Raw genomic sequence first — 21,737 nt, 5'->3', positions numbered from 1 at the left:
CATTGCCCTCGGGCTCCCAAAACTGTCTGGCTCACCCCTCATGCGCCGCGCTGGCTGAGAATGGTGAGGTCGCCCATTGCCGGGGCAAGGGGCGATGGCCCCTTGAAGGCGTACTTCCTTTCCTTTTCGTCTGTGGGGCCAGTCCTGCGGACCCGCCTTCAGCGCTCCAGCACGGCCTTCCAGCGCGCGGTGTTGGCCTCACCGAAGACGCGCGGGACGTCCTTGCCGCGATAGAAGGCCTCAAAAGTTTCGGCGCCTTTCGGGATGATGACCCAGTCCTGCTTGGCCTTGGTGAAGATATGCAGGTCGGGGGCCACGGCGTGCGTGTTATCGAGAGTGCCGGCCCGCACGAAGCGCGCCCTGTCGCCGGCCTGGTGGAAGGTTGACCACAGCGAAACCCGGCAATGGGGGCATCGGAAGTTTGCCTGCCCATGACCGCTTTGAGTGGGCATTTCCACCGCTTCGGGGGATTTGCCGAGTAAGCTGATGTTCGCAGTCTCGATCACGAGGTTGAGGGCGAAGGCGCTACCTGTCTGGCGTTGGCAGGCGTGGCAGTGGCAGCACTTGGTGACGATGGGTTCGGCCTCGAGCCGATAGCGCACCTTGCCACAGTCGCAGCCGCCTTCCTCTCCGCTCAGCATTCCATTCCCTTTCCTGTGACGGGCTGGCCCCTCAAGCCTTGTCGGACTTGGCGATCAGTGCGCCGTCGATGGCCTTGGCCTCCTTGTAGGCGCCGCGGGACTGGCAACGCTCGGTATAGGCGACGAAGGATTCGTTGGGCGGCAGCAGGCCGAAGTTGAGCCCCCAATCGACCGAGCTCCCGACATAGACATCGGCCATGGTGAAGCGTTCACCGCACACCCACATGCGGTCTGCCAGAAGATGGTCGAGGGTCGCGATCAATCGCTCGAAATTGCCGAAGCTGACGAGGCCTTCCTGCCGCGCATCGGACGGGCCAAAGCCCAGCGCCTTGGCGGTGAGGGCCTGGTCGACGGGGCCTGCGCAGAAAAAGGTCCAGCGGTAGTAGTCCGCCATCTGCGTGTCGTCGGGCAGGAGTTCGGCCTCGGGGTGCATCTCGGCAAGATAGAGGCAAACGGCGGCGGCCTCGCTCACCACGCGCGGGCCTTCATTGGCGTGATGGATAAGGGTGGGCACCTTGCCCATCGGGTTCATCGCAAGGAAATCCGAGCTCTTGGCGCTCCAGTCGACCAGTTCCTGGTCGTAGTCGGCTTCGACTTCGTGCAGGGCCCAGCGCGCGATCTGCCCGCGCGACATGGGGTTGGTGTAGAACGTGTAGTCAGCCAAGAGCCGTTCTCCTTGCCCGGCGGACCTGGGGCGCCGAGCTTCGCTGCAGGGAAGCTGCGGCATGGCGCCTCTGCCGTCAATCGCTTCGCGTCGGACCGAAGGTGTGGACTTGCCGGGAAATCGCGGTTGCAAGGCGGCCCTTTTCGCTCCGATTCGGAGACAGTCCTGTTTTGTGCGCGTCTGGTGGAGAGTTACCAATTGCAACCATGGGAACTCAGGAAATCTCGCGTCAAAAGGGAGGCACGTCGGGTGGGGCACTTGCACAGGCTCCGGCCCACAAGGCCCGGCGCTGGTACCAGGACGGTTGCGGTGCGGCGCAGGCGCTTGAGCTCATGGGGGAGCGCTGGTCGCTTCTGATCGCCCGTGAACTCCTGCTGGGCGCGCGACGTTTCAACGAGATTCGTGCCGCTTTACCGGGCCTCTCGGCCAAGATCCTGAGCGAGCGGCTGGAGACGTTGGAAGCCAGCGGCGTGGTTGTGCACTGCCTGCTGGCACCGCCGGTCTCCGCGCGCGCCTATGGGCTCACACGATGGGGGCAGGGGCTTGAGGACGTGCTGTGCTCGCTGGTGCGCTGGGTGCACCAGAACGGCGACGTGCAAAGCGATGCGCTTCCGCTTACGCCGGTGGCCTTGATGCTCGCCTTGCGGGCCTGGCTGTTGCCCGGTCGCATCGGTGGGCTCGATTTGTGGGTCGCCTTCGACATTGCCGAACAGCGCTTTGCCGCGCGCGTTCGGGCCGATGGGATGACCATACATCCCGGAGGCGCGGCCTTGCGCGCACCGGATCTACGTTTCACCGCGCGAAGTGCCTGCGATCTTCACGAGGTGCTCTTTGCGGACGCGGCGCGCAACGTGCCAGAGAAGGGCCTGCGCTGTGAGGGCGATCCGGATCTCGCCGACCGCTTTGCCGGACTTTTTGTAAAAGCGGGGCTCGAAGCACACTGATCGTTCGTTCCGGGGCGGGTGCGGGACACCAGCGGAGCGGGAAAAAGCCTTTGCGGTGCAAAGCATGTTGCGGTGCGATGCTCTGTCCTTTAGGCGGGTAGCGCGATGACAGAGACAGCGATGACCCAAGCCGAGAACCGCGAAGCCACCGTGCTCGCCGCACCCGATATCGAACTTGATGTTCGCAAAACCTTCGGGATTGACATCGACATGAAGGTGCCTGCCTTCTCCGAAGCGGACGAGCGCGTTCCCGATCTTGACGAGACTTACGTGTTCGATCCGGACACCACGCTCGCGATCCTGGCCGGCTTTGCCTATAACCGCCGCGTGATGGTCCAAGGCTATCACGGTACCGGCAAGTCGACCCACATCGAACAGGTCGCAGCCCGCCTCAACTGGCCGTGCATTCGCATCAACCTCGATGCCCACATCAGCCGTATCGACCTGATCGGGCGCGACGCGATCGTGCTGCGCAATGGCATGCAGGTCACCGAATTTCGCGAAGGTCTGCTTCCCTGGGCGCTGCAGCACCCGGTCGCGCTGGTCTTTGACGAATACGACGCGGGCCGTCCCGACGTTATGTTCGTGATCCAGCGCATCCTCGAAACCGAGGGCAAGCTGACCCTGCTCGACCAGAACCGCGTGATCCGTCCGGACAAGCACTTCCGCCTGTTCGCCACAGCGAACACCGTGGGCCTGGGTGATACCTCGGGCCTCTACCACGGCACGCAGCAGATCAACCAGGGGCAGATGGACCGCTGGAACCTGGTGGTTGGCCTCAATTACCTGCCCACCGAAACCGAAGTCGACATCGTGAGCAAGAAGGTCACGAAAATCGCGCCTGAAGTGATTGCGCAGATGGTCAAGGTGGCCGACTTCTCGCGCCAGGGCTTCATGAACGGGGACATCTCTACCGTGATGAGCCCGCGTACCGTGATCACCTGGGCGCAGAACACTGCGATATTCAACGACGTGGGATTCGCCTTCCGACTCTCGTTCCTCAACAAGTGCGACGAGACCGAGCGCATGCTGGTGGCCGAGTACTTCCAGCGCGTCTTCGGCAACGACCTTCCCGAAAGCGTCGTCGGCAAGGCCTAATCGTTCGCTGCATCTGGATGCGGCGAAGGCTCTGGAAGACAAAGATACATCGCAATTGCGCCCCGGAGCGGGAGGGAAACCTCTCGGTCCGGGGCGCAATTGCGTCGGGCGCATGGTGAAAAATATTCACGTGATGCTGACAAATGGGTTGCCATGCGTATCTGGCAACCGTGATTTGTTTAACTACATTGCATAGCAACAGGGGCTGACACCAAGCTGACACAATCCCGCAAAACGGTTTCGTGTTGGCCGTGGCCGTCGATGGTCTGAAACGCATTGCAAACCGACGACGAGACCGTTTCGGCGACTGGATGTAGCCTCCCTGTGCGAAGCTGTGTCCCATCCAGTAAACGAAGACTCTGTCATGATTATCGATTTCAAGTCCACCGAACTGTCCACCTTCGATGCCGACGTGTGCATCGTGGGGGCCGGCGTTGCGGGCATCACCGTCGCGCGCCGCCTGCTGGCGGCCGGGCGAAGTGTCACGATCCTGGAATCGGGCGGCTTCGACTACGAGGAGGACACGAGCGATCTCAACGCGGGCGAAACGGTAGGCGCCCCCTACTACCGACTCGACCACGCCCGGATGCGCTTCTTTGGTGGCACCACCGCGATTTGGGGCGGGCGTATCGCCGAACTCGATCCCATCGATTTCGAGCGGCGGGACTGGGTGCCGCACTCGGGCTGGCCGGTATCCTATGCACAGATGCAGGAATACTACGACGAATCGCGCGGCTATTTCGGCCTTCCCGAGCGTCGCCTCGAAGCGAAAGACCTTGAGCGCGTCGGCGTCTGGTTCCCCGAATTCGAGGATACGATGACGGTCAAACTGTGGAATTTCGACCCGGAATTCAGCCGTTTCAACATCAAGAATTGCCGCGATCTCGTCAATCATCCGCGCTGCACGATCCTGACTCACGCCACGGCAACTCAGATCCTGACCGATCACAGCGGGGCCCGTGCGACCGGACTCGACATCGCGAACCTGGCGGGCCGCCGGGCGCGTATCAACGCCCGCGAGGTCGTTCTCGCTTCGGGTGGGATCGAAAACCCGCGCCTTCTGCTCGCTTCCGACCAGGTTCACGCCAAGGGCCTGGGCAACGGGCACGATCTGGTCGGCCGCTTCTTCATGGAGCATCCCCACGCGCGCGGCGGGCATGTTACGACCAAGCTCGTCTGGGACATGTTCAAGGCCTATGGCCGTCGGCACAGCCTGAACGGCCAGACGGTGGCCGCGCTGCTGGCTGCCGCAGAGGCGACCCAGCGCCGCGAGGGCATGCTCAACACCTCGATGACGATCGCCCCGCGCCAGCCGTCGGACAGCCGCCAGTTCATGGGCATGCGCGCCTACAACAAGATCAAGCATGATCTGTCGCCCACGCGCCATGCCCGCCTTATGTGGCTGATTACCAAGCGCGCGGCGACGATCGCGCAGAAGGTGGCCGACCCGGCGCGCTCGTGGCTGCTCTACAAGCTCAACCGCGTGGAAGCGGCGCTGCTGGTACGCGCCGAGCAGGCGCCCAATCCCGACAGCCGCGTGGGCCTCTCGGGCGAACGCGATGCGCTGGGCATGCCGCGCGTGAAGCTGGACTGGCGCCTGACCGACCTCGACGTGCATTCGGTCGACCGGCTGGTCTCTACCTTCGGGGCCGAGATCGAGCGGATGGGGCTGGGCAAGGTGGACAAGGAGCCCTGGCTTTCGGGCTCGCGCCGCGAATGGACCTTTGATCCGCTGGTCAGCGCACATCCCATCGGGGGCTATCACCACATGGGCACGACGCGCATGTCAAATTCGCCGTCCGAGGGCGTGGTTGATGCGCAGTGCCGTGTCCACGGGGTCACCAACCTCTACATCGCGGGCAGCTCGGTATTCCCCACCTCGGGTTGGGCGAACCCGACCTTCACCATCGTCGCGCTGGCGCTGCGCCTGGCCGACCAGATCGCGGGCCAGCATGCGCAATCGGTTCTGAAGAAGATCGCCTGATCGCTTATTCCGTGCAGGTGAAAAGGGCCTGCCGTTCCGTGGGGAGCGGCAGGCCCTTTTCGTGTCAGGAGCCGGTAGGTCCGAAGTGCTTGGGTCGGCCGTCCTTGTCGACGGCGACCATGGTGTAGCGCGCGGTCGCAGCGTGGCTGCGCAGGCCACTTAGCAGTTCCTCGGCCCACAGTTCGACCTCGACCAGCATCGAGCTGCGCCCGGTCATGCGGATGCGCGAGACAAGCTCGATCATCGAGCCTTCGCGGATCGGTGAGGTGAAGTCGATGCGGTCGGAGGAGGCCATCACCACGATTTCGCGGCAATGGCGGGTTGCCGCGATGAAGGCGGCCTTGCCCATCATCTTCATGGCATCGCCGCCAAACAGGTTGCCGTGGTGGTTGGTGGAAGTGGGAAAGACCATGTCGACCATGCGCAGCGGCTCGTCCTCGCCCGGCTCGAGCGCGGAGGCCGGCATCGGCGGGAGGGGCAGGCGCGTATCGGGGCCCTTGCGCGCGACCATGGTGAAGAGCCCGCGGGTCAGGTTGCGCCGCTCGCCGCTAACCAGTTCCTCGGCAATGACGTTGACTTCGACATCGAGCGAGCTGTTACCCACGCGCGTGAGCGCGCCGTGCACTTCGACCATCTCCCCCGAGAACCCGGGCGCGGTGAAGTCGATGCGTTCCGAGCGCGCGGTAACGAAGGGCGCGCGCCCGTGGCGCGTGGCGGTCAGGAAGGCCACCTTGTCCATGTGGGCAAGCGCCACACCGCCGAAAAGAGTCCCATGGTGGTTGGTGTCGCCGGGAAAGATCATGTCGATCAGGCGCACCGAGCTGTCGGCGAAGGTCTGGGTGTCTTCGGGGGTAGGGGCAATCAGATAATCAGAGGACATTCGGGTTCCCGCGTGGACATGGTGGCAACAGGGACGGCGCAGGCCCAGCCCGCCTCCGGCGGCATGCCGGGGAAGGGGACCATTGCTCTCCTGGGGATTCGGGCGCGGTGCGTGCGGGGGTATATGCGCCCCGTTCGTTGATGCACCCCGGTTGCAGCGCCGCCGTTCCGGGGCCGCAACACGTGCGTTGCGCGTCCTTGTGAGGGTTGCCGTCTTAGGTCAAGGGTCTGACACCAAGGCTTATTGCTGTGCGGATAGCGCGTTTTCGTCGCGATCAGATCTCGGGGTAGATGGCGCGCACGAAGTAGAGCCCGTCGGGCGGCGCGTTGAGGCCAAGGGCCTGCCGCTCCTTCGCGGCGAGAGCCGCTGCGACTTCGCCCTCGTCCCAGCGGCCCATGCCGACCAGCGCCAGGCAGCCCACCATCGAGCGGACCTGGTGGTGGAGGAAGCTGCGGGCCTCGGCCTCGATCAGCACCATTTCACCCTCGCGCCGCACGTCGAGCCGGTCGAGCGTCTTCAAAGGGCTCTGAGCCTGGCAGTGGACCGAGCGGAAAGTTGTGAAGTCGTGGCGCCCGACGAGCGCCTGCGCGGCGCGGTGCATGGCCTTCTCGTCGAGCGGGCGCGAGACCTGCCAGGCCTTGCCGCGCTCCAGCGTCAGGGGGGCACGGCGATTGGCGATGCGGTAGATGTAGGAGCGCCCGATACACGAAAAACGCGCGTGCCAGTCGTCGGGGACCACCTCGCAGGCGGTGACGGCGACGGGATTGGGCCGCATCCTGGCGTTGAGCGCTTCCATCAGGCGAAAAGCATCGAAGGGCTTGGCGATCTCGATATGCGCGCGCATGCCCAGCGCATGGACGCCCGAATCGGTGCGTCCGGCCGCGTGCATGATCACATCCTCGCCCGTAATGGCATGGGCCGCATTCTCGACCGTCTGCTGCACCGAAGGGCCGTGCGACTGGCGTTGCAGGCCCATGAAGGGCGCGCCGTCGAACTCGAGGAGAAGGGCAAAGCGGGTCACGCGATCTGGGTCCCCGCCGGGATCGCGCGGCCGCGCAGCATATCCTGGGTCGCCATGGCCGGCTTTCCGGCCCGCTGGATCCGCGTGACGCGCAGCGCTCCGGCGCCGCAGGCGATGGTGAGCGCATCGTCGAGCGTCGTGCCGGGCGTGCCGGTGTCTTCCACGACGTCGGCGGCGTGGACCTTGTAGCGCTCTCCGTCGAACTCGAAAAAGGCGCCGGGCGCAGGCATGAAGGCGCGCACCTTGCGTTCAATGGCTTGCGCATCCTGTGTGAAGTCGATGCGGGCCTCGTCCTTCTCGATCTTCTTCGCATAGGTGACCCCATCGTCGGGCTGGGTGACGGGGCGGTGATTGGTCAGCTCGCGCAGCGTGCCGACCATGAGCTGCGCGCCCTTGTCGGCCAGTTCCGTGGTCAGATCGCCAGTGGTCTTGGCATCGATGGTGGTGCGCAAGGTGGCGAGCATGGGGCCGGTGTCGAGTCCCTTTTCCATCTGCATGATGGTAATGCCGGTGGTCGGGTCTCCCGCCTCGATTGCGCGGTGGATGGGCGCGGCGCCCCGCCAGCGCGGCAGGATCGAGGCGTGGATGTTGAGGCAGCCGTGGCGCGGGGCGTCGAGAATCGCCTGGGGCAGCAGCAGGCCATAGGCCGCGACCACCGCGACATCGGCTTCGAGCGCGGCGAAGGCGGCCGTTTCCTCATCGCCCTTGAACGAGACCGGCGTGCGCACCTCGAATCCGCGCATCTCGGCGACCTTGTGGACGGGGGTCGGGGTCAGTTCGCGGCCGCGGCGGCCTCCGGGACGGGGCGGCTGCGAATAGACGCAGACGATCTCGTGGCCCGCATCGGCCAGCGCTTCCAGCGCCGGGACCGCGAAATCAGGGGTTCCCATGAAGATGATACGCATATTGTGGGCAACTTCCTCGCTCGTCGTGGTGCCGGGCTTCCGCTCGGACCGGGGAGGCCCTATCTCTCTCCTCATGGCATCGCAAGAGATCGAGACGCTAACCGCCGCGCTGGCCCGCTTGCCGGGCCTTGGCCCCCGTTCGGCCCGGCGCGCGGTGCTCTGGCTCATCAAGCGCCGTGAAAGTTCACTGGTTCAGCTGCTTGACGCGCTCGATGCGGTGCGCGAGACGCTGGTCGAATGCAGCGTGTGCGGCAATGTCGATACGCGCGACCCTTGCGGCATCTGCGCCGATCCCAAGCGCGACCAGCGCTCGCTCTGCGTGGTCGAGGAAGTGGCCGATCTGTGGGCGCTTGACCGTGCGCATCTCTTTACCGGTCGCTACCATGTCCTGGGCGGACGGCTCTCCGCGCTCGATGGCGTGCGGCCCGAGGACCTCGCCATCGACAGCCTGCTCGCCCGGATCGAGAAGGGAGGTATCGACGAGATCCTCCTTGCCATGAACGCCACGCTCGAGGGCCAGACAACCGCTCACTATATTGCCGAAAAGTTGGAGAACCGGCCCGTGCGCATCACCCAACTGGCGCATGGTTTGCCGGTGGGGGGCGAACTCGACTACCTGGACGAGGGCACGTTGGCACAGGCGATCCGCGCGCGCCGCCCCGTCGCCTGAGCGCGGTTCCCAATCGCACGATTTCTGTGATCGCCATCGCAATCTTGCGAAACGCGCAGGCTGCGCTTATTTGCAAGTTATGGCTATCCGCGAAATCCTTGAAGTTCCCGATCCTGTCCTGAAGCAGGTCTCCAAGCCCGTCGAAACCTTCGACGACGAGCTCAAGACCCTTGTCGAGGACATGTTCGAGACCATGTACGATGCCCCCGGCATCGGTCTTGCCGCCATCCAGGTCGGCGTTCCCCTGCGTGTCCTTGTGATCGATCTCCAGCCCGACGATCCCGATGCCGAGCCCGAGGTGTGCAACCACGGTGGCCATCAGCACACGCACCAGCCCACGCTCAAGGAGCCGCGGGTCTTCATCAACCCGGTCATCCTCGACCCGTCCGAGGACCATAGTGTCTATCAGGAAGGCTGCCTCTCGGTTCCCGAGATCTACGCCGACGTGGAGCGTCCCGCGACCTGCCGCGTGCAGTACCAGGACCTGAACGGCAACCACCACGAGGAAGCCATCGAGGGCATGCTGGCAACCTGCCTGCAGCACGAGATGGATCACCTTGAGGGCATCCTTTTCATTGACCACCTCTCGCGTCTCAAGCGCCAGATGGCGCTGCGCAAGCTGGAAAAGCTGCGCCGCGCGGCCTGATCCATCCAGAATTGGGGACAACGGACCGGGGAGGTCTGGCGTTCTTGAATTGTTCCAATTAGAATGGCGGCATGGACATCATCCTTGCCGCCATTGTTGCACTCGTCGTCGGCCTCGGTGCCGGCTGGTTCTTTGGTTCGCGTCCGACCGCGCAAGCCAATGCACGCCTCGCCAAGAGCGAAGACGCCCTCCATGGACTGGAAGAGCGTTTCCGTGCCGCCATCCGCGATCTTGCCGGGGCCGAGGCCCGTGCGGCGCGTGCCGATGAGTATTCCGCCGCCCTGACCCGCGAGCGCAGTGCCAATGCCGATCAGCTGGAGCGAGTGCGCGGGGAGGCTTCGGCCACGCTGGAGCGCGAACGCGCCGAAGCAACCGCGCGCTATGACGCCGCCCGCACCGCTTTTGACGCCGAGATGGGACGCCTTCGCGACGCCTACCGCGAAGCCAGCGACGAACTTTCTACCCTGCGCGAAAAGACCGCCAACTTTGATGAGCAGAAGCGCCTTCTGATCGAGGCACAGGAGGCGCTGCGCAAGGAGTTCGAGAACGCGGGCGCCAAGGTCCTCGAAGGTGCGCAGGAAGCTTTCCTGCGCCGCGCGGGCGCGCGTTTTGAGGAAAGTGAGAAGGCCAACGCCGAACGCATCCGCGCGCTGCTGGAGCCGGTGGGCGCGCGTCTCCAGAGCTACGAAGCGCAGGTCTCCGAACTGGAAGCCAAGAGGGTCGATTCCTTTGGCCAGCTGACCGGCCTCATCCAGTCGATGCGCGAAGGGCAGGAACGTGTGCGCGAGGAAGCGCAGCGCCTTGGCAACAGCCTGCGCAATGCCCCAAAGGCGCGCGGGCGTTGGGGGGAGCAGCAGCTGCGCAACCTCCTGGAGCAGTGCGGCCTTTCTGAACACACCGACTTCGTGACCGAGCATTCGATCGACACCGAGGAGGGGCGCCTGCGTCCCGACGCCATCGTCAACATTCCCGGACAGAAGAAGCTGGTAATCGACGCCAAGGTCTCGCTCAATGCCTACCAGGAAGCCTTCGAGGCAGAAGACGATGCGGCGCGCGAACTGGCGCTCAAGGCCCATGTCGCCTCGATGCGAAATCATGTCCAGACGCTCGGCACGAAAAGCTATCAGAGCCAGTTCGAGGACGCGCCGGACTATGTGGTGATGTTCGTGCCGGGTGAGCATTTTGTGGCCGCCGCGCTCGAATACGACCCGGAGCTGTGGGACTTCGCCTTTCGCAATCGCGTTCTGCTTGCAACGCCCACGAACCTTGTCGCCATCGCGCGCACGGTCGCGCAGGTATGGCGTCAGGATGGCCTGGCCCGCGAAGCACGCGAGATTGGCCGGATGGGCGGTGAACTTTACGACCGCATCGCGGTGGCGGCCGAGCACATGAAGCGCGTGGGCGCCGGGCTCGAAACGGCGGTCAACAATTACAACAAATTCGTTGGCAGCTTTGAGCGCAACGTGCTCTCCTCCGGACGGCGCCTTCGCGAAAAGCACATCGAGATCGGCAAGCGTGAGATTGAGGAGCCCCCCCGGGTCGAAGCCGCACCGCGCTACGGCGCTGCCGATATCGAGGCTGCGCTGCCGGAGTATCCCGAAGCCGAGCCACCTGCTGCGCTGGCTTCGGCCGAAAAGGAGTGAGGCGCGCTCAGTCCCCGACGCGGATGAGCTCGGCAGTATGTCCGCTGGATTGCAGGATCATGCGCTCATCGTTTACGCGGATGCGCGGTGTGGAGGCGAGGAGCGAGCCGACAGCCTTTTCCTGGTCCCAGGCCGGGGCAGGGCAGGCCATCTCGGTCTGCACCAGAGGTCCGGCGACGAGACGGTCGGCGGAAATCCGCCAAGGCCCGCTCATGCGGTTGCAGCCAACGAGAACGCGCACCTCTCCCTTCTCGAAACGCATGTCGGCCGCGTCCGACATCGGCGACTGACCGTCGATTAGCGCAAAGCTCCAGTGACTGGCGCTGAGGTGCTGACCTTCGGTGTCCGGCGCGCAGGCGACGAGGGCCAGCGTGGGAAGGGCGCCTGCCAGCGCGCGGCCGAAGGATGGAACTCGAATCATGCCTGCATGGTGCCATGCAGCATGTGAGAGCGGGATGAACGAGCCTATCCGCAAAAGGCAGGCGCGGCAGGGCCTATGCTAGCCGTCCTGACTACGGGCGAGGTGGGCGAGGGCTTCGTAGGCGAGGACCGCGCCGGCGACAGCGGCGTTGAGGCTGTCCGCGCGCCCCAGCATCGGGATCGTGACCCGCAGGTCGCAGGTGTCTTCGTATTCGGCCGGGAGCCCCTGCGACTCGTTGCCGACCATAAGGAAGCAGGGCGCAGCGTAAGGGGCCTTGCGGTAGTCGGTTGGGTCGCGCAGCGAGGCGGCAACGAGTTGTCCCTCGCCTTCGCGCAGCCACGACTGGAATTCATCCCAGCGTGCCATCGCCAGCGTTTGGGTGAAGATCGCCCCCATGCTGGCGCGCACGGCCTCGACTGAGAAGGGGTCGGCGCAATCGTCGATGAGGATGAGGCCGCCAGCCCCGACCGCATCGCCGGTGCGCAGCATCGTGCCCAGGTTCCCCGGATCGCGCAGCGCCTGCGCGACGAGCCAGATGGGAGCGGACTGCCGGTCGATCCCGGCAAGCCGCGTGTCGAACTCGGTGAAAACCCCGGCAACGGTCTGCGGGTTGTCCTTGCCGGTCACCTTGGCGAGTATATCCTGGTCCATCTCCACGACTTCGCCGCCTGCTGCGATCACGGCCTCTTCGAGCTGGTCGAGCAGGGGGTGGGCGGCGCGGCCCGTGGCCATGACGAGCATTTCAGGCAGAATGCCTGATTCGCGCGCGTCGGTCAGCAGGCGCAGCCCTTCAGCCAGGAAGCGCTGCTCACGCCGACGGTGCTTCTTGTCGCGCAGCGAGCGCAGGAACTTGACGAGCGGGTTGGAAAATCCGGTGATGGTGCGGCGGTAGGTCACGTCGAAAGGCGCCTTTTCAGCCCTGGTCTTCGCCAAAGCCGCCGCGCACCAATGCGACGAGCCGGTCGAGCGCAGCCTGCGCGTCATCGCCTGCGCACGCGATCTCGATCCTGTCGCCCTTGGCCGCGCCCAGCATCATCAGGCCCAGGATCGAATTGCCAACCGCACTCGCGCCGTCCTTGCTGACCGACACTGAAAGCTCTCCGGGCAATTCGGTTACGTAGTTCACGAACTTGGCACTGGCCCTGGCATGAAGTCCGCGCTTGTTAACGATGGTCACCGTCTCACGGCAGTCGTTCATGCATCCTGTCCCAGGTATTCGCTTGCGATGGTGATGTAGTTGCGTCCCGCTTCACGCGCGGCCGCGGCAGCGTCGCGCACCGACATGCAGGCGCGTGCCTTGGCAAGCCGGATCAGCATGGGCAGGTTGATCCCGGCGATGACTTCGACCGTTCCGGCTTCCATCAGCGAGATCGCGAGGTTCGAGGGCGTTCCACCGAACAGGTCGGTGAGGATGATCACACCTTCGCCGCTGTTCACCTTGACTATGGCTTCGGCAATCTCGGCGCGGCGTCGCTCCATATCGTCGTTGGGACCAATGCACACGGTCTCAACCGCCGTCTGATCGCCGACGACATGTTCCATTGCGTGAACGAACTCTTCGGCAAGATTGCCGTGAGTGACCAGAATCATGCCGATCATGTTGAGGAAACGCTCCGAATACCCTGCAGTTGCACCCGGATCTTAGTGCTTGTCATCACGCCGCGGCTCTCCTTCAAGAAGATCGGCTGCTCGTGAGCCCAGGTTGCGGTGCAGCAATGTGGGGGAAAATCCCGAGTGGCGCAAGGCCGATGCCATCTTTTCCGCGGTAAAAACCGAACGGTGTTTCCCGCCGGTACACCCGAAGGCGATGTGGACGTAACTTTTACCTTGTGCCTTGTAACGCGGCAGCAAGAGCAGAAGAAGATCGCGTATGCGCGTGAATGCCTCGGAAAAAGCGGGGTCTCTGCGGATGAATTCGCCAACGTCGGCGTCCTGCCCGGTCTGCGAGCGAATGTCCGGATCCCAATGGGGATTGTCGAGAAAGCGCATGTCGAACACCAGGTCAGCCAGCGGGGGCATCCCGCGCGCGAATCCAAAGCTGGAAATGGTGAGGGTCGTGCCCTCGGTCGCGCTTTCAGCGAATCTTTCGCGAATCACGCGCTGGAGATCGTTGCTGGTGAATTCGCTGGTGTCGATTAGCAATTCGGCCCAGCGCCGCAGCGGCGTGAGCAATTCACGCTCGGCTTGAATCCCAGTCGCGACGGGGGCGTCGGCGGCAAGGGCATGGCGGCGGCGGGTCTCGTTGTAGCGGCGTTCGAGCTCGGCACTCTGGCAATCGAGGAAGAGCGTCGTCAGTGCGATGTCACGGCGTTCACTAAGGGCTTTTACTTGGGCGATCACGCGCTCGGGATCGAAGCCGCGGGTGCGCGAATCGAAGCCGATGGCCAACCGCGTGGGAAGATCGCTCTGCGCCTCGCCAGGAGCATCGAGCAGACCTTCGAGCAGGCGGATCGGGAAGTTGTCGATAATCTCCCAGCCAAGGTCCTCCAAAACCTTGAGAACCGTGGTTTTTCCGGCGCCGAGCATGCCGGTGACGAGTAGGACCGATTGACGCCTTGGCAGCGCCGGGTCAGGCCTCGTCTCGTCCGCGCCGTGTGCGCTGGCCTCGGGGGTGGGCTCAGGTGTTGCAGTCATCGGGGCTGTTTGCGCTCCTCCGCCTGGAAAGGGAAGGGAGAGATTGGTCTTATCCGACCGCCTTTCCGGGGTCTTGCTTGCGCGTCTTTTCAGCGAGTTGTGGGGCCGAGTCCGTGGACGGCCAGCGCGCGTTCGGCCTTGATGGCCATCGGACCGCTCCAAGGCGAAAGGCGCAGGGAAGGGATGACCAGCCCCGCAAGCTCGATGCCCTCGGCGTTCTGGATGAAGCGTGGGGCCTTGCTATCCAGAAGAATGTGAAGGCAGACCCGGGCCTTGGCGCAGATCGGTTCGCCCAGGATACCGAGATTGCGTACCTCGATCAGACCGGCCGTGCGGGGGTGGGGCTTGACGACGAGATGATCGGCGCGCCTTTCGATGACTACGCCATCATCCCCCACGAGCACCGCACCCCGGTCTATCAACTCGAGCGCGAGCGAGGTCTTGCCAGAGCCCGAGGGGCCTTCGATGAGAATGGCGCGTCCCTCGCGCGCGACGCAGGTTGCCTGACGGACCAGCGAAGGTGAGGCACCCGTGGTCACGCTTCGGGCTCGCTCGGCCATTGGGGAAGGGCGAGAACGAAGCAGCCGCCCGGCAATCGGTCGTCGCGATCGGTGGCAAAGAGCGAGCCGGAGTGGGCATCGACAATGGTGCGCGCGATCGAGAGCCCGAGCCCGGAATGGCGGCCGAATTCTTCTGACGAGGGGCGCAGTGAATGGAAACGCTCGAAGATCCGTTCGCGCGCGGCCCTGGGAATGCCCGGGCCATGGTCGCTGATCGTGATGCGCACTTTGCCCTTCACGCTCTCCAGGGTAACGTCGATAGGCGCGCCCTTGGGGGAGAAGGAGACAGCGTTGTCGAGCAGGTTCTGGAGCACGCGTTCGAGGCGCGGGGCGTCACCTGGTGCAACGAGCGGGCCAGCGCCAACCTGTGCGATTATCACCTCGCTTGCGCCGTTGACGCCGCGTTGGGCGCGCTCGGCGACAAGGGCGCGCAGAAGGCTGTTCATGTCGACCGGCTCGAAGGTGGTCCGGCTGAGCTGCGCGTCGATACGGCTGGCATCGGCGATCTCGGTAACGAGGAAATCGATTCGTCGTACGTCGTCGTTGGCGACCGTCACGAGTTGGCGACGAAGGTCGGGATCGTCCACGCGGTCCAGGTTCTCAAGTGCGCTGCGCAGCGACGTGAGCGGATTTTTGAGTTCGTGCGCGACATCCGCCGCGAAGCGTTCGACCGCATCGATGCGAAGGCGCAGGGCGCCGGTCATGTCGGAGACGGCGCGGGCGAGGAGGCCGATCTCGTCGCGGCGGTCGGGCAGGCGCGGGACGACCACGCTGCGCTCGCGCCCGAGGCGCACGCGGACCGTGGCGCGCACCAGTTTTCGCAAGGGATCGACAATGGTGCGAGCGAGGAACAGCGACAGCAGGATCGAGATCCCGAGCGCGGCGCCCACGATGATGGCAAGCGTCTGGCGGGCCATGCGCACGTTCTCGGTGATGTCGCGCGCGTTGCGGGTCATCAGCAGGATTTCGCCCCTGTCGCCGAGCGGCGTGGCGGCAAGAATGACCGGGGTCTGGTCGGGCGCGGCTTTCTGGTCGATGCGCGTTTCGCCTGTCGCCAGCGCCTCGCGGGCGACAGGCCAGTCCTGGATCGCCTGTTCGGGCGGGTTGCGATAGGCCGGGATGCGGCGGGCACCGAGGAGAAAGTCCATGCCCTGGTCGAGCAGGCGCGCAGCGTCCTGCAGCCAGGGCTCGCTGTCGGGATCGATGAAGCGGTACGACGGCGGGGCCAGCTTGAAACTGTCCGCAACGAGATCGCCATTGGCATCGTAGAGGCGCAGACGCAGTTTCTGCGTGGTTCCGATCCGCGCGATCAGGTGGCGTTGCCGATCGAGGCTTTCCCCGGAGAGGGCCTGGGCGGTTATCTCGGCTTCGCTGCGAGCAAGGCGAAAGCGCTCGTCGAGAAGTTCGCGGCGATAGCTGTCGATGTAGAAGAGACTGCCCGCCATGAGCGCGAGCGCGATGATGTTGACCGCAAGGATGCGTGCGGTCAGCGAGACGCGCCAGGATAGCCCCAGACGGACGGGCAGCGAGGCTGCGATGCGGGCGTGCGAGCGCTCGGCCATAGCCTCAGGCGGTCCGCCGGGGCATCGTCACCCTTCCTGTCCAGCGGCAGGCCCAGCGGCCTGCTCATCCGAAAACGAGTAGCCCGCGCCGTAGAGTGTATCGATGGCGTTGAACGCAGAATCGACCGCGCGGAATTTGCGCCGCAGGCGCTTGATGTGGCTGTCGATGGTTCGGTCGTCGACATAGATGTCGTCGTTGTAGGCCGCGTCCATCAACTGGTTGCGGCTTTTGACGACGCCCGGGCGCAGCGCCATGGCTTCCAGGATCAGGAACTCGGTGACGGTGAGCGAGACCGCCTGTCCGTCCCATTCCACCTGATGGCGCGCAGGGTCGAGCGCGAGGCGACCGCGCACGACAGGTTCGGGCAGGTTTTCCTGGACAGGCTCTTCGGGGCCTGTGCGCACCAGTTCGCTGCGCCGCAGGATGGCGCGGATGCGGGCAGCTAGAAGGCGCTGGCTGAAGGGCTTTGTGATATAGTCATCAGCGCCCATGGCGAGGCCAAGGGCTTCGTCGGGTTCCTCATCCTTGGAGGTGAGGAAGATCACCGGCAGGCTGGAGCGCTCGCGCAGATTTCGCAGCAATTCCAGGCCATCCATGCGCGGCATCTTCACATCGAAGATGGCAAGGTCAGGCGGATTTTCGAGGATCGCCTTCAGCGCGGTTTCGCCGTCGGTATAGACCCTTGTGGAAAAACCTTCGGCCTGAAGACCGATCGAGACCGTGGTCAGGATGTTGCGGTCATCGTCGACGAGTGCGATCGTGTGCCGGCGCGTCTCGACCGCCGCGCTGCGGGACTCGGAAGCGGGAGACGGGGATGCTGGCACGGACATCGCAGGTGCCCTGGTCCTTTCTCAATTCGCGAGCACGCTGCCTAGCCGCTGGACGCCTGACTGGCAATGTGGCGAGCCATGGTTTCCAGGCGGGCCGCGGGGGCGCGCTGGGGCATCTGACCTGTTTCTTTCGCGTTTCGGCCCTTTGCGGTTCCATTTGTTGTCAATTTGACGGAAAAGAATGCGTCGATTATCCGCGATCCCGATTCCTGAGGAGGAATTGATGATGCCGTCGCTGGATAATCCGGCGAGGTGTCACGTTGGAGGAGATGACATTGACCGCTACCCTTAGCTACCCGCTCGACAAACACGGGATCGCCACCAAGGCGGAAATTTTTGCGAACCTGGGTACCGCCCCGCTGGTCGAACATGCCATCCGGAACGAGGAAGGCACGCTCTCTGCGAACGGTCCTTTCGTGGTCGCGACGGGCAAGCACACGGGCCGTTCGGCCAAGGACAAGTTCATCGTCAAGGACGCCGAGACCGAAGATACGATTTGGTGGGGCAACACCAATGTGCCCATGACGCCGGAACACTTTGCTGCGCTGAAGGAAGACTTCCTCGCCGCCGTCGGCGACAAGGAAAAGCTCTACGTCGCGGACCTGTTTGGCGGCTCGCAGCCCGAACACCGCGTCAAGGTGCGCGTCATCAACGAGTTCGCATGGCACAACATGTTCATCCGCACCCTGCTGGTGCGTCCGAGCGCCGCGGAACTTGAAGGCTTTGTGCCGGAATACACGATCATCGACCTGCCCAGCTTCAAGGCCGACCCGCAACGCCACGGCAGCCGCAGCGAGACCGTGATTGCGGTCAACTTCTCGGAAAAGCTGATCCTTATCGGTGGCACGGCCTATGCCGGCGAGATGAAGAAGTCGGTCTTCGGCATCCTCAACTATCTGCTCCCGACCAAGGGCGTGATGCCGATGCACTGCTCGGCCAACATCGGCCCGGACGGTGACACGGCGGTCTTCTTCGGCCTTTCGGGTACCGGCAAGACGACGCTTTCGGCGGATGCGTCGCGCACGCTCATCGGCGATGACGAGCACGGCTGGTCGGACACGGCGGTCTTCAACTTCGAAGGCGGCTGCTACGCCAAGATGATCCGTCTTTCGGAAGAAGCCGAGCCGGAAATTTACGCGACCACCAAGCGTTTTGGCACCGTCCTTGAAAATGTCGTGATCGATCCGGTCACCCGCACGCTCGACCTCGACGACAACTCGCTTGCCGAGAACAGCCGCGGTGCCTACCCGATCGACTTTATCCCGAACGCGTCGGAAGAGAATCTGGGCCCCGTGCCGCAAAACGTGATCTTCCTCACTGCGGATGCTTTCGGCGTGCTGCCTCCGATTGCGCGTCTCACGCCCGACCAGGCCATGTACCACTTCCTTTCGGGTTACACCGCCAAGGTTGCGGGCACCGAGATCGGTGTGACCGAGCCGGAAGCGACCTTCTCGACCTGCTTTGGTGCGCCGTTCATGCCACGTCATCCTTCGGTCTATGGCAACCTCCTCAAGGAGCGTATCGCCAAGGGCGGTGTGAAGTGCTGGCTGGTCAATACCGGCTGGTCGGGCGGCATGGCCACTATGGACGGCATCAAGCGCATGCCGATCAAGGCCACCCGCGCGCTGCTCAACGCGGCGCTCGATGGCAGCCTCAACACCGCCGAGTTCAAGGAAGATCCTAACTTCGGCTTTGAAGTGCCCGTGGAAGTACCCGGTGTCGACACCGCGCTTCTCGACCCGCGCGGTGCCTGGGCCGATGGCGCTGAGTACGACAAGACCGCGCAGGTTCTGGTCAAGAAGTTCATCGACAACTTCGCCCAGTTCGAAGCGCACGTCGATGAGGGCGTCCGCCAGGCCGCGCCCGTCACGGCCTGACAGGCGCGCGAGCAATCTATGACATGAAGAAGGCCCCGGACGCTTCGGCATCCGGGGCCTTCTTTCGTTGCGGGACGAACGCAGTGCCTCCCGTCAGAACCAGAAAAGAGACATGGGACTATTGGACGGCGTACCGGGGCAGATCGGCGGCAGCGTCGATGTGGCCAATCTTGCCAGGCAGTTCGGCATATGATCGGCAATGGCAAAGAACGCCATGGTTGCGCCCAGGCAGGCGCACCATCAACCGGGCGACCCGGCTGAACTTGCAGCGGGGCGCGCGGGGTTCGATGTTGCCACGATCCAGCAGATCATCACCGCCATTGGCGGCGAGAGCGCGCTGGCGCGCTTTGCCGGGGAGATCGTGTCCAACCCGCAGGTCATGGCCTTGCTCGACCGCGATGGGGACGGCGATGCCCTCGATGATATCGCGGGTCTGGCCTCGGGTTTCTTCGGGCGCAAGTGACGCGCGGACAGGCAAGGCGCCCCGGCGCGCAGTGGCGCATCCAGGGGCTTTGCCTGAGTGGGCCGGTTAGCCCTTCACGCCCGCGATGTAGCGCGTGATATTGTCGCCCAGAACGTCGAGCGGGACGTTGCCACCATCCACAACCGCCTGGTCGAAATCGCGCAGGTCATAGGTATCGCCAAGCTCGGCAATGGCGCGCAGGCGCTGGTGGTTGATCTCGTTGTGGCCCATCTTGTAGCCACAGGCCTGACCCGCCCACGAGCAGTAGCGGTCGACCTCGTTGACCACTTCCTCGCGCTTGTTGCCGTTCTTTTCCATGAAGAAGCGAATGCCTTCCTCGCGGCTCCACCCCTGCGAATGCAGGCCGGTGTCGACGACCATGCGGCAGGCCCTAAAAGCGATGGACTGGAGGTAGCCGAGACGCCCGACGGGGTCATCGTCGTAAGCGCCCAGTTCGTCGCCCAGCTGCTCGCCATAGAGCGCCCAGCCTTCGGAATAGGCGTTGAAGGCCAGGATCGAGCGGATCAGCGGCAGGCGGTTGGCATACTCACCCTGCCAGACGTGGCCGGGAATGGTCTCGTGGTGGACAAGGGTGGGCAGGTCGTACTTGCGGTGGAGGTCCGTGGTGCGCAGGTTGATCCACATCTTGCCCGGTACCGTGCCGTCCTTGGAACCCGCGCCGCCATAGGCGGTAGGAGCACCCGGTTCCTCGGCGAGTGGCAGGCGGCGCACCTCGACGTTGCCGGGCACGAGTTCGCGGAACGCGCGGGGCATTTGCGAGGTGATCCAGTCGATGCGCTGGCGGATGGAGGCCATGATCTGGTCGCGCCCTTCGTCACCCTTGGCGAACATGAAGCGCGGGTCCTTGCCCAGCGCGGTCATGCGTGCGCCCACGGTGCCTTGCGTGTAGCCCAGATCTTTCAGGATGGGGTCCATCCGGCCATGCAGTTCGGCAAGCTGCTCGTGGCCGAGCTTGTGGATCTCCTCAGGCGACATCGTTGTCGTGGTGCTGGCTTTGAGTGCCCAGGCGTAGAACTGTGCGCCGCTAGGGCGTTCGCGCAGGCCCGGTGCGCTGGTGGCGAGGCCGCGCTGGCGCTTGAGTTCGGCCAGCTGGCGCTGAAGCGCGGGGAGCACGTCGCCCGCGACAAGGCTTTTGGCTTGGGCTTCCCAGTCACCCTCGAACGAGGCGGTGCGGTTGGCCACCGAGGCGACGAGGCCGCCACCGTCCTTGCCTGCGTCGGCGACCGTGCTCTCCATCTGCGCGATGGCGCGGTCGAGCAGGAAGTCGGGCGGCACAAGGCCCTTGTCGGTCGCCGCCTTCATGCGCACCAGCTCGCCGTCGAGCTGGTCATCCATCTGAGCAAGGCGTGCGATGTAGGCGTCCGCATCCTCGGGCGTCTTGATCGGATGGTCGGCGTCAAGGAAGCGCGGCGTGTCGAGATAGGCGCCCACGTTCTGGATCACGACGTAAGGTGTGTTGCGCCAGCTACCCACGGCAACGTCGCCATAGGGCTGCGCGAAGCCTTCGAGCGAAGTCGTATAGGCGCTCTTGATGACTTCCAGGCTGGTGCGCGTCGCGGGATCGAGGCCGGTCTCATCGACGGCGGAGACCGCTGCGAGATCGCGCCGTAGCAGGGCGGCCATGCGCGCCACGCCATCGGGGGATCGGTCCTCCATACGGCTGCGCAAGGCGGCGTGGACCCCGGTGTCGACACCCAGGCTGGTCGCCGTGCCGGGATTGAGGTCGAGAAAATTCCAGGCGAGCGTGTCGAGAAGGCCGCTCGCCTCGGCTGAGACGGGCGAGCCTGAAGTACTCTGGGCAAGCGCGCGGGCACTGCCCGGAAGGGCCATGGCGGCGACGCCGCAGGACAGGATCTGGAGAGCGTTGCGACGGGAAAGCGGCGCTATGGCCGATGTAGGGTGTATCATTACGCGAAATTGGCTCCGACAGGCGGACAAGTCAAACGCGGATGGGGATGAAAGGAGGCGGAAAGCGCGGCCGGATCGGCGCTCGCATCGCGCCCGGGGATCGGCTATCGCCTCGTCATGGCTATTGCGCTTTCCCTCATGGTCCTCGCCTGCATTGCTCTGGTGCTGGGCGGTATCGCACTGTGGCGTCGTCCCGGCCATCGCAAACGGGCCGTGCTGATGCTCGTCCTCGCAGGGATCATGGCGGTCAACGTCGCGATCCTCACCGTGCCCACGCCTGATGGCCGCTCGCTTACCAGTATCGCCGAAACGCAAGACGGGGCGCCGCAGTAGCCCCGCGACGCCCCGTCTTGCGTGCCGTGCG

The 21,737-nt window shown here is 64.5% G+C and carries 23 protein-coding genes; 9 read left to right on the top strand and 14 right to left on the bottom strand.

Annotated elements, in window-relative coordinates; all coding sequences use genetic code 11:
- Window positions 1–158 precede the first annotated feature (158 nt).
- Together FMM79_RS13295 and FMM79_RS13290 are read right to left on the bottom strand one after the other, a co-directional pair.
- Complete coding sequence (locus FMM79_RS13295) at window positions 159–641, bottom strand: GFA family protein (protein WP_240339168.1); 483 nt, start codon at window positions 639–641, stop codon at window positions 159–161.
- 31 nt (window positions 642–672) lie between these two features.
- Entirely contained in the window at window positions 673–1,305 is a 633-nt protein-coding gene (locus FMM79_RS13290; RefSeq protein ID WP_148627932.1) for a glutathione S-transferase family protein, read from the bottom strand.
- Between the two features lie 206 nt (window positions 1,306–1,511).
- On the opposite strand from FMM79_RS13290, the gene FMM79_RS13285 reads away from it, so the two are divergent.
- The 3 genes from FMM79_RS13285 to FMM79_RS13275 all read left to right on the top strand — a co-directional run bounded on the left by FMM79_RS13285 (window position 1,512) and on the right by FMM79_RS13275 (window position 5,331).
- Window positions 1,512–2,249 (top strand): helix-turn-helix domain-containing protein, encoded by a 738-nt coding sequence (locus tag FMM79_RS13285; RefSeq protein WP_148627931.1) that lies wholly within the window; start codon window positions 1,512–1,514, stop codon window positions 2,247–2,249.
- Window positions 2,250–2,369: 120 nt separating this feature from the next.
- The gene (locus FMM79_RS13280; RefSeq protein WP_371710913.1) at window positions 2,370–3,347 is read left to right on the top strand and encodes an AAA family ATPase; all 978 of its coding nucleotides are present in this window, start codon (window positions 2,370–2,372) and stop codon (window positions 3,345–3,347) included.
- 364 nt (window positions 3,348–3,711) lie between these two features.
- Window positions 3,712–5,331 (top strand): FAD-dependent oxidoreductase, encoded by a 1,620-nt coding sequence (locus FMM79_RS13275; RefSeq protein WP_148627929.1) that lies wholly within the window; start codon window positions 3,712–3,714, stop codon window positions 5,329–5,331.
- Between the two features lie 64 nt (window positions 5,332–5,395).
- Here the strand turns inward: FMM79_RS13275 and FMM79_RS13270 are convergent, their stop codons facing one another.
- From FMM79_RS13270 to fmt, 3 genes are all read right to left on the bottom strand, one after another.
- Entirely contained in the window at window positions 5,396–6,211 is an 816-nt protein-coding gene (locus FMM79_RS13270) for an acyl-CoA thioesterase (protein ID WP_205466661.1), read from the bottom strand.
- Between the two features lie 274 nt (window positions 6,212–6,485).
- Window positions 6,486–7,232, bottom strand: coding sequence for a tRNA pseudouridine(38-40) synthase TruA (truA, locus tag FMM79_RS13265; protein ID WP_148627928.1), 747 nt, complete (start codon window positions 7,230–7,232; stop codon window positions 6,486–6,488).
- The gene (fmt, locus tag FMM79_RS13260; RefSeq protein ID WP_148627927.1) at window positions 7,229–8,137 is read right to left on the bottom strand and encodes a methionyl-tRNA formyltransferase; all 909 of its coding nucleotides are present in this window, start codon (window positions 8,135–8,137) and stop codon (window positions 7,229–7,231) included. The genes truA and fmt overlap by 4 nt, the downstream gene beginning before the upstream one ends.
- Before the next feature lie 73 nt (window positions 8,138–8,210).
- Here fmt and recR point away from each other — a divergent pair, with 73 nt between their 5' ends.
- From recR to rmuC, 3 genes are all read left to right on the top strand, one after another.
- Window positions 8,211–8,807 (top strand): recombination mediator RecR, encoded by a 597-nt coding sequence (recR, locus tag FMM79_RS13255; protein WP_148628125.1) that lies wholly within the window; start codon window positions 8,211–8,213, stop codon window positions 8,805–8,807.
- Window positions 8,808–8,886: 79 nt separating this feature from the next.
- On the top strand, window positions 8,887–9,453 hold the full coding sequence (gene def, locus FMM79_RS13250; RefSeq protein ID WP_148627926.1) for a peptide deformylase: 567 nt from the start codon (window positions 8,887–8,889) through the stop codon (window positions 9,451–9,453).
- Between the two features lie 71 nt (window positions 9,454–9,524).
- Window positions 9,525–11,096 carry a DNA recombination protein RmuC gene (rmuC, locus tag FMM79_RS13245; protein WP_148627925.1) on the top strand — a complete coding sequence of 524 codons (1,572 nt, stop codon included), beginning with the start codon at window positions 9,525–9,527 and terminating at the stop codon, window positions 11,094–11,096.
- Between the two features lie 7 nt (window positions 11,097–11,103).
- Here rmuC and FMM79_RS13240 read toward each other — a convergent pair whose 3' ends face one another.
- The 8 genes from FMM79_RS13240 to FMM79_RS13205 all read right to left on the bottom strand — a co-directional run bounded on the left by FMM79_RS13240 (window position 11,104) and on the right by FMM79_RS13205 (window position 17,104).
- Window positions 11,104–11,517 carry an META domain-containing protein gene (locus FMM79_RS13240; protein WP_148627924.1) on the bottom strand — a complete coding sequence of 138 codons (414 nt, stop codon included), beginning with the start codon at window positions 11,515–11,517 and terminating at the stop codon, window positions 11,104–11,106.
- A gap of 78 nt (window positions 11,518–11,595) precedes the next feature.
- The gene (locus FMM79_RS13235) at window positions 11,596–12,414 is read right to left on the bottom strand and encodes an RNA methyltransferase (RefSeq protein ID WP_148627923.1); all 819 of its coding nucleotides are present in this window, start codon (window positions 12,412–12,414) and stop codon (window positions 11,596–11,598) included.
- 16 nt (window positions 12,415–12,430) lie between these two features.
- Window positions 12,431–12,715: an HPr family phosphocarrier protein gene (locus tag FMM79_RS13230; protein ID WP_148627922.1), complete on the bottom strand. Its 285-nt coding sequence runs from the start codon at window positions 12,713–12,715 to the stop codon at window positions 12,431–12,433.
- Window positions 12,712–13,116, bottom strand: a complete 405-nt coding sequence (locus tag FMM79_RS13225; protein ID WP_148627921.1) for a PTS sugar transporter subunit IIA — start codon at window positions 13,114–13,116, stop codon at window positions 12,712–12,714. The genes FMM79_RS13230 and FMM79_RS13225 overlap by 4 nt, the downstream gene beginning before the upstream one ends.
- A gap of 42 nt (window positions 13,117–13,158) precedes the next feature.
- Window positions 13,159–14,151, bottom strand: coding sequence for an RNase adapter RapZ (gene rapZ, locus FMM79_RS13220; protein WP_148627920.1), 993 nt, complete (start codon window positions 14,149–14,151; stop codon window positions 13,159–13,161).
- 89 nt (window positions 14,152–14,240) lie between these two features.
- Window positions 14,241–14,690 carry an HPr kinase/phosphorylase gene (locus FMM79_RS13215; protein WP_240339167.1) on the bottom strand — a complete coding sequence of 150 codons (450 nt, stop codon included), beginning with the start codon at window positions 14,688–14,690 and terminating at the stop codon, window positions 14,241–14,243.
- The gene (locus tag FMM79_RS13210) at window positions 14,687–16,273 is read right to left on the bottom strand and encodes a stimulus-sensing domain-containing protein (protein ID WP_148627918.1); all 1,587 of its coding nucleotides are present in this window, start codon (window positions 16,271–16,273) and stop codon (window positions 14,687–14,689) included. Before FMM79_RS13210 ends, FMM79_RS13215 begins: the two co-directional genes overlap by 4 nt.
- A gap of 27 nt (window positions 16,274–16,300) precedes the next feature.
- Window positions 16,301–17,104 carry a response regulator transcription factor gene (locus tag FMM79_RS13205; RefSeq protein ID WP_148627917.1) on the bottom strand — a complete coding sequence of 268 codons (804 nt, stop codon included), beginning with the start codon at window positions 17,102–17,104 and terminating at the stop codon, window positions 16,301–16,303.
- Window positions 17,105–17,379: 275 nt separating this feature from the next.
- Here FMM79_RS13205 and FMM79_RS13200 point away from each other — a divergent pair, with 275 nt between their 5' ends.
- Together FMM79_RS13200 and FMM79_RS13195 are read left to right on the top strand one after the other, a co-directional pair.
- Complete coding sequence (locus FMM79_RS13200) at window positions 17,380–18,981, top strand: phosphoenolpyruvate carboxykinase (RefSeq protein ID WP_371710912.1); 1,602 nt, start codon at window positions 17,380–17,382, stop codon at window positions 18,979–18,981.
- A gap of 199 nt (window positions 18,982–19,180) precedes the next feature.
- Window positions 19,181–19,444, top strand: coding sequence for a hypothetical protein (locus tag FMM79_RS13195; RefSeq protein WP_240339165.1), 264 nt, complete (start codon window positions 19,181–19,183; stop codon window positions 19,442–19,444).
- Window positions 19,445–19,510: 66 nt separating this feature from the next.
- Here the strand turns inward: FMM79_RS13195 and FMM79_RS13190 are convergent, their stop codons facing one another.
- Window positions 19,511–21,373 (bottom strand): DUF885 family protein, encoded by a 1,863-nt coding sequence (locus FMM79_RS13190; RefSeq protein WP_148627915.1) that lies wholly within the window; start codon window positions 21,371–21,373, stop codon window positions 19,511–19,513.
- 117 nt (window positions 21,374–21,490) lie between these two features.
- Between FMM79_RS13190 and FMM79_RS13185 the strand changes: the two genes are divergently transcribed.
- Window positions 21,491–21,706 (top strand): hypothetical protein, encoded by a 216-nt coding sequence (locus tag FMM79_RS13185; protein WP_148627914.1) that lies wholly within the window; start codon window positions 21,491–21,493, stop codon window positions 21,704–21,706.
- The last annotated feature ends 31 nt before the right edge of the window (window positions 21,707–21,737 follow it).

This window comes from Novosphingobium sp. BW1, assembly GCF_008107685.1.
Classification (GTDB): Bacteria; Pseudomonadota; Alphaproteobacteria; order Sphingomonadales; family Sphingomonadaceae; genus Novosphingobium.
Note: the sequence above shows the minus strand (reverse complement) of the source record. Positions and strands in the feature narration are given on the sequence as shown.